Annotated in this window: 1 pseudogene; it reads left to right on the top strand. The window is 52.0% G+C overall.

Features of this window, described 5'->3' with window-relative positions:
- Positions 1-229 (top strand): annotated as a pseudogene (locus BFF42_RS21880) (IS1-like element transposase); the annotation flags it as partial.

Genomic DNA, 229 nt, shown 5'->3' with positions numbered 1-229 from the left:
TTCTATCAGCTGTCCCTCCTGTTCAGCTACTGACGGGGTGTGCGTAACGGCAAAAGCACTGCCGGACATCAGCGCTATCTCTGCTCTCACTGCCGTAAAACATGGCAACTGCAGTTCACTTACACCGCTTCTCAACCCGGTACGCACCAGAAAATTATTGATATGGCCATGAATGGCGTTGGATGCCGGGCAACTGCACGCATTATGGGCGTTAGCCTCAACACGATTT

It is taken from the genome of Shigella sp. FC1661 (assembly GCF_001712525.1).
Classification (GTDB): Bacteria; Pseudomonadota; Gammaproteobacteria; order Enterobacterales; family Enterobacteriaceae; genus Escherichia; species Escherichia coli.
Note: the sequence above shows the minus strand (reverse complement) of the source record. Positions and strands in the feature narration are given on the sequence as shown.